The following is an 8,954-nucleotide window of genomic DNA, read 5'->3' on the forward strand; positions in this document are numbered from 1 at the left end:
AATACACTCTTCATGTCCATTACGTTTGTTACCTCCGTTTTTGCTTCTTACCTGATTTGCTTATTTGCTTATGTTACTGGAATACGCTCCATAATGCTAGTCGGTCCTCGATGAATCCGGGCAGCACATAATATTTTACAGGCTCACTTCTCTTCTTCCAATGTGTACATATACGTATTCGATGCCTGCGAGCTTACAAAGGGTGTAATCTCGCCCAGTGTATAGACATGCAGCAAGTGCATCGCTCGTGTACAGGCAGTGTAGAACAGCTTGCGTTCACTTTCACGTCGATATTGCTCAGCCGATCCGTCATAGATCAGGACCGCATCAAACTCCACGCCTTTTGCCAGATAAGCAGGGATGATATGAATCCCCTTTTCAAAGGCAGGAGTTGTTTTCTTGATCAATTTTGGCTTCACTGGCAATCGTCCTTCCAGCGCCTCGTGGGCTGCTGCGCTTTCACCGGCATTTTTACAGATGACTGCAATGGATTCATAGCCTTCCGCCAACAATTCCGTGATATTCCCGACAATCCGTTGATGCAATTGTTCACGCGAATGCACCTCGGTTACATGCGGCTTCTCACCCTTACGATTGAACGGTATGATATGCTCGCCCCCAGCTACCATCCCGCGGGTAAACTCCACAATTTCCTGTGTGGAGCGATAGCTGCGTGTGAGGGAAATCATCTCGGTTTGTTCTGCTCCATACAGGTCATACAATGGTTCTGCATCCTGAAGCACCGAGGCATGGGCATAGATCGCCTGATTAAAATCACCCAATGCCGTCATTTTAGCCTGTGGAAACAAGCGTTTGAAAAAAGCGAGCTGGAAGGGTGAATAGTCCTGTGCCTCATCAATAAACACATGACGGATGTTGCTATTGGAACGGAAGCCAAGCATCAGCTCGCGCAGGTATAAAAAGGGCGTCACATCCTCGTACGCCAGTTCCCCGGCCTGAATACGCTCCAGCGTTTGCCGACTAATTTCACTCCAGCTGCCAGGCAGCTCTGCGTGATCTGCCAGTTGGCCGAGCAGCGTCTCATTCAGGAACAGCTCTCCGTATAAACGGGTGGTGTCTACAAAACGAAGCGCCTTGATCCATTTGCGCAAGGGCTTCAAGCGGTCACTAACCACCATGCGCGCCAATATTTCCCGCTCACGTGTAAAATCGTCGAACGTATCGCCCTTGTTCTTCGATTTACGGCGCATACGATTATATGCACGCTGATAATCCTCCGGCTCCATCAAATCCATCTGCTGGTCCACCCATGGGGCGGAGCATTCCTCCTTACCGAAGCGGGCCAGCTCCTTGAGCATCCATTCCCTAAGCAGCTCCAGACGGTTCGCCAGCCGCACAGCAGGGTCAAACTCATAAAACTTGCGGGCCATCTGCTCTACCGAAATCACCTCGCGCCCCTGGAAGCGAACGGGTTTAAAATGCATTCCTTCTTGTTCCAAATATGCCTTGTAGCCTGTAATTACACGCAAAAACGTCTTGGACGACTTGAAGCGAATACCTTCCATTCTCGCATCATACCCAGGATGTGACGATGCCGAAAGCACATATTCCAGCTGCTCAAAAGGATCTTCCAGCTGAAACTCCCGGCCCAGACGGCGCTCCAAATATTCCTGAAAGGTAGCCTGAAGCATATTTTCCTCGCCCAATTCAGGCAATACCGTCGAAACATAGCTGTTAAACATCGGGTTAGGCGAAAATAGCACGACCTGATCCGCCCGCAAGCGATCACGGTACTTATACAGCAAATACGCTACTCTCTGGAGCGCAGCCGACGTTTTGCCGCTTCCTGCCGCCCCCTGCACGATGAGCATCCGGCTTCGATCATCACGGATAATGCGATTCTGCTCTTTTTGAATGGTAGCAACAATACTCTTCATTTGGGCATCCGAGCTTCGACTCAATACCGCCTGAAGGAGCTCGTCTCCAATCGTTACCCCTGTATCGAACATAAAACGAATCTGTCCATCACGGATCGAAAATTGGCGCTTGAGCGTCAGTTCTCCTTCCATCTCACCTGCCGGCGTCTCATAAGCAGCGGGACCCGGCATATGATCATAATAGAGATTGGAAATAGGCGCACGCCAGTCGTAGATCAGAAATTCCTCGTCCTGATTATCCAACAGGGAGGCGATCCCGAGATAAACACGTTCTGCGGGCTGACCTTGCTCAGCAAAATCAATACGTGCAAAATAGGGTGATTCGAGCAGCTTTTTTAACCGCCCTAGCGCCTCAGTAGAATGCTTGTGCCTACGCTCCCGTTCGGACAAAATCTCAGACTGCTGACGCAAGCTGGTAGACGTCTCGCCCACATCATCCGCTTCACTGAAATTGATCGTTACCTCATCCCAAAAATCTTTCCGCATATCTACGACATCTCCGCGCACAGAGCCAACCTCGGTCTCCAGCTTCCGAATACGCCCACTAATGACTGCGGTCACATCCTCTACTCTTCGTTGCTCCTCATTCCATTGCTGTTCAGTAGCCATTGGCGTCACTCCTGTTCCGTTTCCTCCTGCTCCCGCAGGGCTCCCTTGCATCAAACTATGCATTATTATGGACCTTGGCATACCTACGACATCCCCTGATCCGAGAAAATTGACTAACCCTTTGAAGTATGCTATACTGTCATAAGAAGTGTAGTATACAATTTACAATCATGGTTTTATCCTAAAACATAGCATTCTATATTGTAGCAAGTTCAGTCCCTGTTCGCAACCAGCGGGCTTTTTTTGTATTCTTTTTATAGAGTTCGATGAGCTCGTGTAGCCGTTTTTTCAATAGCTGAATTCATTACATAAAAAAGCGACCGTTCATCTGATTGATGCATACGGTCGCTTTTGCTTTTTGAGTTATTTGTAATCGCTATTTGCTCTCTTCCACAGGATGAATATGATCGGCCAGTCTGCTCAACCGCTCCAGCTGGTGACCATAATCATACATGGCCGCAGCCACAATGGAGAGACGCAGCATCCCCTCCTGGCAATGGTCAAAACGTGTAATCGCATGCTTCATAAATTCACTGTTCGCCTGCTGGAATATTTCACTCTCATCCTCGTTCGGCTTTAGCTTGTTTTCGAATTTCAGCAGCGCGTGTTCATGAAACCGGATCAGCAGCTCCAGATGATGATCAAAAAATGCATCTGTTCCCTCCGGTCGTAACGATTGGAAATAATGCCTTTCTACCGCATCCAGTACCTCGTACCCCTTGTGCAAGCTTTCGAGCATTTGCTTGTATACTACCATCTGTCTTGTCTGACTGAATCGGGAGCGCTTGAGCTTCTTCTGCTCCTCCTCGAACAAATGATATTTATCCGACAGCGATTTAATAGCTCCCTCCAGATTCCCTTTTTCCTCTTTAAAGACAGACTCCTTAATTTCATCGGAAATGGCGGTGCGCAGCAGCAAGGACATCGTGTTAAATACATTTTGAATCTGATTGATAAACTGTCTTTTCGGTTTCGGAGGAAACACCGTAATATTAATAACAAAAGCAGAAACAATCCCGATTAAAGTAAGCGCAAAACGGGTCACGGCAAATTTCCAGTCATCCGAGGCTTCCATGACAGAAACAACTGTAACCAGTGTTAGCCCTACTGTATCTGCCATATTTAATTTCAGACATATCATAAGTACCAGTACACATACCAACCCGACCGCAATCGGCTCATTCGAAAATACCATTCCGCCCAGCAACGCCATGATTGCACCTAGTGTGCTTGTTTGGAGTTGATCCAGAAAATAACGCCACGACCTATATATCGACGGTTGCATGGCAAAAATAGCGGCTATCGCTGCCCCCACAGGCGAATGGGTGTTCAAAAGCATGCTCAGAAAAAGGGCGAGCGTCACTGCGATCCCCGTTTTTAACACCCGTGCTCCAAAAGCCAAAGCCATCCCTCCTGCTTACCCTTCAAATTTATTCATACCGAATTACTATAATGAAATTTCAAAATAAAGTCTATGCCTTATTATTACCCAAAACACTCGGCGACAAGAAATATTTATGAAAATGCCTTGTCTGCGGGCCAACTTTTACAAAACCCGGCAAGCCCGTAAACAAAATCATGACACAATTAAAGCCGGGGCCTCCAAGCGGACTCCCTTGAAACGTCATAGGATAAATGAGAATGGCGAAGGAGGAATGAAGGCATGCTTCGAGTCGCATTATTTACCGATACGTATGCGCCTGACGTCAATGGCGCTGCCCTGACACTGGAACGATGGATTGACTATCTGGAGACACATGGGGTATCCACACTCGTCTTCGCACCGGAGGCAGACTACGATCTGTCCTCGGGTCCGGGCGTGGAGCGGCTGCGGAGCATTCCCTTTTTGCTGTACCGGGAATGCAGACTTGCGATCCCCAACGCCAAGCAAATCAATGAGCGTTTATCAGCCTTTTCACCACATCTGATTCATGTTGCCACTCCGTTTAACCTTGGCCTTTATGGAACGGGCTACGCAGCCAAACACCATATTCCACTCGTCGCCTCATACCATACCCACTTTGATAAATACCTCGAATACTACAAGCTTCGCTGGCTTGAACCTGCCTTATGGAAATATATGCTCTGGTTTCACAGACATTGCGAAAGGGTGTATGTTCCTTCTCGGTCAACAATGGAGTTATTGCGTAATAAGGGAATGGGTCAACTCGAAATCTGGGGCAGAGGAATTGATACTGATCGCTTCCAGCCAAAAGTGGATCGTCATGCAGTATGGGGCAAATGGGGCGTTCGTGCAGATGCATTCGTCATATTGTATGTCGGCAGACTTGCACCGGAAAAGGGGATAGACACCCTACTGGATACCTATCTCCAGTTGCCCGGCGATGTCCGCGCAGCCTCGGTATTGGTCATTGCAGGAGATGGCCCATTACACAAGATAAAGACAGCCGCAGACATGGGGTTGCCGGAGCATGCAGTTCACTGGCTGGGTTTTGTAAAAGGGCAAGAATTGGCTGAATTATACGCCGCAGCCGACGTGTTTCTCTTCCCCTCCACCACGGAAACCTTTGGCAACGTCGTACTGGAGGCGATGGCAAGCGGTACACCCGTGGTCGGTGCCGATGAGGGCGGGGTAAAAGATAATTTAATTCACGGGAAAACGGGTCTATTGTGTCCTGCTGGGGATGTTGCTGCCTTCGCTGAAGCTGTACACCTGTTGTACGAGGATGCCCCGCTTCGTCGCTCTATGTCCAAAGCAGGTAGAGCCTACAGCCTGGGGCAGACATGGGATCGCATTTTTAAACGGCTGCTGGACAGCTACATGGACGCAGCCACCCTCCAGCTCAACAGCCACCCTATAACACGAATATAGCCTTTTAAAGCTATGGAATTACAGATAGGATAAAAAAAGCTAAAAAGTATGCTACTTATGCTTTAGCTGCTTGAGGTGCTTGTTATGTACCCCACTTAATAAAATTACAGCTGTCAGGGCACCGATCAATGCGAGCAGCATATCCCATTGGGTATCCCATACATCTCCCTGTGTCCCTAAAAAAGCTTCTGCTGCCGTTCCGGTTGCCTTGGCTACCGCAAACTCAATCAGCTCATACGCAGCACTGATCGCAAGACACACACTAACGATGAGGAATGTGAGCCAGCCGCCGCTTCCCAAGGTCGTTTTACGCAGCAGCACTTCCCTGACAATGAGCGCAGGCACAAAACCTTGTGCAAAATGCCCAAGCCGATCATAATAGTTGCGCTCCAGCCCGAAGGTGTCCCGGATCCAGTTAAACAGCGGCATTTCGGCATAGGTATAGTGTCCGCCGACAATCAGGATCAGTGCATGCAGCCAGATCAGGGTGTACACCAGGTTTGTAAACCGGAATCGGCGGTAAATAGCCGCCAGCAGCACAGTTCCTATAACCGCTGGGAAAACTTCCAGTATCCATGTAAAATAATCCGCTGGACGAATCAAGGACCACATAAGAGCAAGCGCCAACAATACAAGCAAAACAAGCGGGTAGCGATCATTTTTGTAGCTTATTATTACCTGATTTATACGTCATCCCTCCTTTGCCCATAGCTCTACCCTTCATTCGTTACTATATGCTTGACTCGCCCAACCTGCCCATCTGTCAAACGCACTTTGATTCCATGCGGATGACGCGGGGAATTGGTCAGAATGTCCTTCACCGTTCCTCGCGTCAGCTTCCCGGTGGGCTGATCCTTTTTAAGTACAATATCCACTCTAAGACCAGCATGGATATCGGATCGGTTTTGTCCGTTCATCGTACTGTTCCTCCTTTCGATTTTACATGTTAAGACCTATGCATCCATACAGGACATCCCTTTAGGGCATCAAAATTACCAGCTACGCCATTCGTCCCGACGGCTGTTTCCCATCCAGATGATACACATCGTAGACACATAGCTGACCAGCAAAATAACGAATATCAGCCCGCTAAATTCTATAAAGTGAGCCCGCTGCAGGGAATCTGCCCATATAGAAGATACTTGTTCATACAGTTGGGAAGGCCCAGAAACAATATCCCACGTATTTCCGCGAAAGAAACGACCAATATAAATACCCAGACTGCTCAGCAACAGGACTACCACCACAAACAGCCAGCTTACAAGCCCGCCACGTGCACGTTGTACCAACTGTCGTATGGATTCAAGTGATACAAAGCCCATCGTCAGGCCAAGAACAGCTACCAGCAGCATCCCCAGTACATGATTCCAGAAATATGGATTTCCCCAGAAGCGCTGCTCCTCAAGAAATGGATATTTGGCGAATACATGCAACAAATCTGTAATTAAATAGGGCGTATTGGGATAAAACACGAGCCAGGCCACCCCTGTTACCCACAGCAGAAACGTCCTCGTCCCTCTTTTCCAGGAACAATGAATTACATCCAGCAGCAATGTCAAAATCATGGGAATCCAGGCCAGCATCATATTCCACCATATAAAAAAATAAGGGCGTCCCCCTGAGGGCAACTGCACATTAATGATCCATAAAGTGCTGATCACTGAGCATACGGCCAATACCATAAATACATACCCTTTTACAGGATAATTTAACGATCTTAAACGGGCATACATTTGCGCTTTCCCTCCTTTGCAACCGTCCAGTCTGCCTGACATTCCAATTTACACCTGTTTTGGACAGTGTACACCACAATGGCTTCAAGCTCAATGGAAGCGCTCCATCTCTATATAAATGAAGACACAAAAAAAAGCACCTTTTCTCCGAGAATTGGCCTTATCCCCGGAAAATAGATGCTTACTGTACTTCAGACTTCACTCACAGGCAAAGGCGACATACGAATGCTGATCGTCTTGTCAAACGGAGCCATCCAGTTGACCAGCAACGTGTAGCAATCCATAGGGTGAGCAGCCCCCCGAACCGAAGTAGCCTTATGTTCCATGGCTGTTCCCGTCAGTTCAAACCATGCATTCCCTGATTCATAACGTGCTGTACCACCCGTCCAGCATTGTACCGTTTCATTCACCAGCCCGTACTCTCCGCAAGTAAATTTTCCCTCACGTCCAAAAAAAAAAAACTGATCTGGGTCATGCAGTCCACCGGACCCTCTGAGCGAAAACACAGCTTCCATACATCCTCATGATAATCCACGTCGACCCGTATTTCATGCCGCTGTTCATGGGTTAGCGGCCGATTGTGATGCGGGAGCAGATACCATGGACTAACCTCCTCCTGCGAGGTTGGCGGCAGATCTGAAGCAGCTACAGGACCATAGTAGCCTTTGGCCTGCTGACCTGCCAGCGTCCAGCCCGTTTCGTAAGCTGTCAGCTCCTGCATCGGTACAAAACCGGGCGAAAAATAGGAGGCAGCCTGCACCGCCAGCAGTCGTGCATCACCATGCCGCAGCGACAGGAATGATGAAGCCTCCGACATTAGCGTCGCACTGGTGTCCTCCTGCCGATATCGTACGACTGGAGCGCCAAAGTCTGTATGCAGACGGCTATGATAGATCTGCTGGTGATGCCCTGCCTCGTCCATCCGGCTCAGATAGTCAGCCCTTGGAAAGTCTCCGTTCAGCAGCTTGTTATAGCTGACGGGTAATTGGGCTGGCGATACCTTGCGAGTTTGCAAACGTGAATCTAGTAAAAAACGTACAGCCGCATTGGTTGGAGCACCGCCCGGATGATCCATGACTTGAATGGCGGCGACAGCCATCGCTTCAAATATGACGTCTTCATCCTCGGTAGCCAGCATGGCATACGGAAGAAGATAGGAGGATAAGTTCAGTTTCACACCGAAATCCTGTCTTCCTGAATACTCCGTGACCACTTCACCATCAGGATGGATAAGATAGACCATCATGTGCAAATTGCGGCGTACCGGCTCGAGCAGCTCTGGATGATTCAGTAAACGGGCAGCATGAATCAGCATAATATCGCTGACGGCATTGTAAATTCCGTTGCTGCGCTCCGTCCATTCGCCATCTGGCGTCCCGTCCAGACCTTCTGCCATCCATGCTTCGGCCCGCACAAGCGCCTCGGGCAGATCAAACAATTCATGCAGAAATCCCAGGGCAGCACACAGTACCCAGCGGTGGTTTGGCGTATGGCAGCCTCCGGTCAGCATGACCGGGATCGTCTGCTCCAGAAACAAGCGCATGGCATCCGTCACCCGGCGCAGCTCAAGCCAGTCGCTCCCAACCAGCAGCTGATAGACCTGGGTGTAGCCCACAACCACGAACGCTGTATCCGGCGGTGAGTGAAAATTGGTCCAGCCCGGCGAAATAGAGCCGTCCTCATGCTGTACACGCAGCATGTACTGCGCTGCCAGCTCCAGCCGGATAAGCACATCCTCATTTCGATAGTAGATAGAATTCGGATTGACGAGTGCAGCCGCCCAGATCGCCATCGTCGCAGGAGTACCGACCGAATGGTTAGGCCAGGCGATCCCGTTCTCATCATCGGTCACCCCGCCGTAATAACGGCTGGGGGGGGGCC

Annotated in this window: 8 protein-coding genes; 1 reads left to right on the plus strand and 7 read right to left on the minus strand. The window is 49.4% G+C overall.

Annotated features, from left to right (window positions below; translation table 11 throughout):
- Nucleotides 1-143: 143 nt before the first annotated feature.
- Both helD and L693_RS0110440 read right to left on the minus strand, forming a co-directional pair.
- A complete protein-coding gene (gene helD, locus L693_RS0110435; protein WP_025717204.1) occupies nucleotides 144-2,507 on the minus strand; it encodes an RNA polymerase recycling motor HelD in 2,364 nt (787 codons plus the stop codon).
- A 376-nt stretch (nucleotides 2,508-2,883) separates the two neighbouring features.
- The gene (locus L693_RS0110440) at nucleotides 2,884-3,909 is read right to left on the minus strand and encodes an FUSC family protein (protein ID WP_025717205.1); all 1,026 of its coding nucleotides are present in this window, start codon (nucleotides 3,907-3,909) and stop codon (nucleotides 2,884-2,886) included.
- A gap of 261 nt (nucleotides 3,910-4,170) precedes the next feature.
- Between L693_RS0110440 and L693_RS0110445 the strand changes: the two genes are divergently transcribed.
- Nucleotides 4,171-5,340 (plus strand): glycosyltransferase family 4 protein, encoded by a 1,170-nt coding sequence (locus L693_RS0110445; RefSeq protein ID WP_025717206.1) that lies wholly within the window; start codon nucleotides 4,171-4,173, stop codon nucleotides 5,338-5,340.
- Nucleotides 5,341-5,391: 51 nt separating this feature from the next.
- Here L693_RS0110445 and L693_RS0110450 read toward each other — a convergent pair whose 3' ends face one another.
- The 5 genes from L693_RS0110450 to L693_RS0110465 form a co-directional block, all read right to left on the minus strand.
- Nucleotides 5,392-5,952, minus strand: coding sequence for a DUF2238 domain-containing protein (locus L693_RS0110450; protein ID WP_231503604.1), 561 nt, complete (start codon nucleotides 5,950-5,952; stop codon nucleotides 5,392-5,394).
- A 101-nt stretch (nucleotides 5,953-6,053) separates the two neighbouring features.
- Entirely contained in the window at nucleotides 6,054-6,257 is a 204-nt protein-coding gene (locus tag L693_RS0110455; RefSeq protein ID WP_025717208.1) for a YwbE family protein, read from the minus strand.
- Nucleotides 6,258-6,332: 75 nt separating this feature from the next.
- Nucleotides 6,333-7,073, minus strand: a complete 741-nt coding sequence (locus L693_RS0110460) for a DUF1361 domain-containing protein (RefSeq protein WP_025717209.1) — start codon at nucleotides 7,071-7,073, stop codon at nucleotides 6,333-6,335.
- A 191-nt stretch (nucleotides 7,074-7,264) separates the two neighbouring features.
- Nucleotides 7,265-7,483: a hypothetical protein gene (locus L693_RS31325; protein WP_049825122.1), complete on the minus strand. Its 219-nt coding sequence runs from the start codon at nucleotides 7,481-7,483 to the stop codon at nucleotides 7,265-7,267.
- On the minus strand, nucleotides 7,480-8,954 hold a 1,475-nt coding region (locus L693_RS0110465; protein WP_231503606.1), incomplete at its 5' end, for a hypothetical protein. The genes L693_RS0110465 and L693_RS31325, both read right to left, overlap by 4 nt.

The sequence above is a fragment of the Paenibacillus sp. 1-18 genome (assembly GCF_000520755.1).
Taxonomy (GTDB): Bacteria; Bacillota; Bacilli; order Paenibacillales; family Paenibacillaceae; genus Paenibacillus; species Paenibacillus brasilensis.

What these genes read in the sequence shown, in the direction of transcription:
- L693_RS0110460 (WP_025717209.1), bottom strand. Translation starts at nt 7,073, where the DNA reads ATGTATGCCCGTTTAAGATCGTTAAATTATCCTGTAAAAGGGTATGTA.
- L693_RS0110455 (WP_025717208.1), bottom strand. Translation starts at nt 6,257, where the DNA reads ATGAACGGACAAAACCGATCCGATATCCATGCTGGTCTTAGAGTGGAT.
- helD (WP_025717204.1), bottom strand. Translation starts at nt 2,507, where the DNA reads ATGGCTACTGAACAGCAATGGAATGAGGAGCAACGAAGAGTAGAGGAT.
- L693_RS0110445 (WP_025717206.1), top strand. Translation starts at nt 4,171, where the DNA reads ATGCTTCGAGTCGCATTATTTACCGATACGTATGCGCCTGACGTCAAT.
- L693_RS0110450 (WP_231503604.1), bottom strand. Translation starts at nt 5,952, where the DNA reads ATGTGGTCCTTGATTCGTCCAGCGGATTATTTTACATGGATACTGGAA.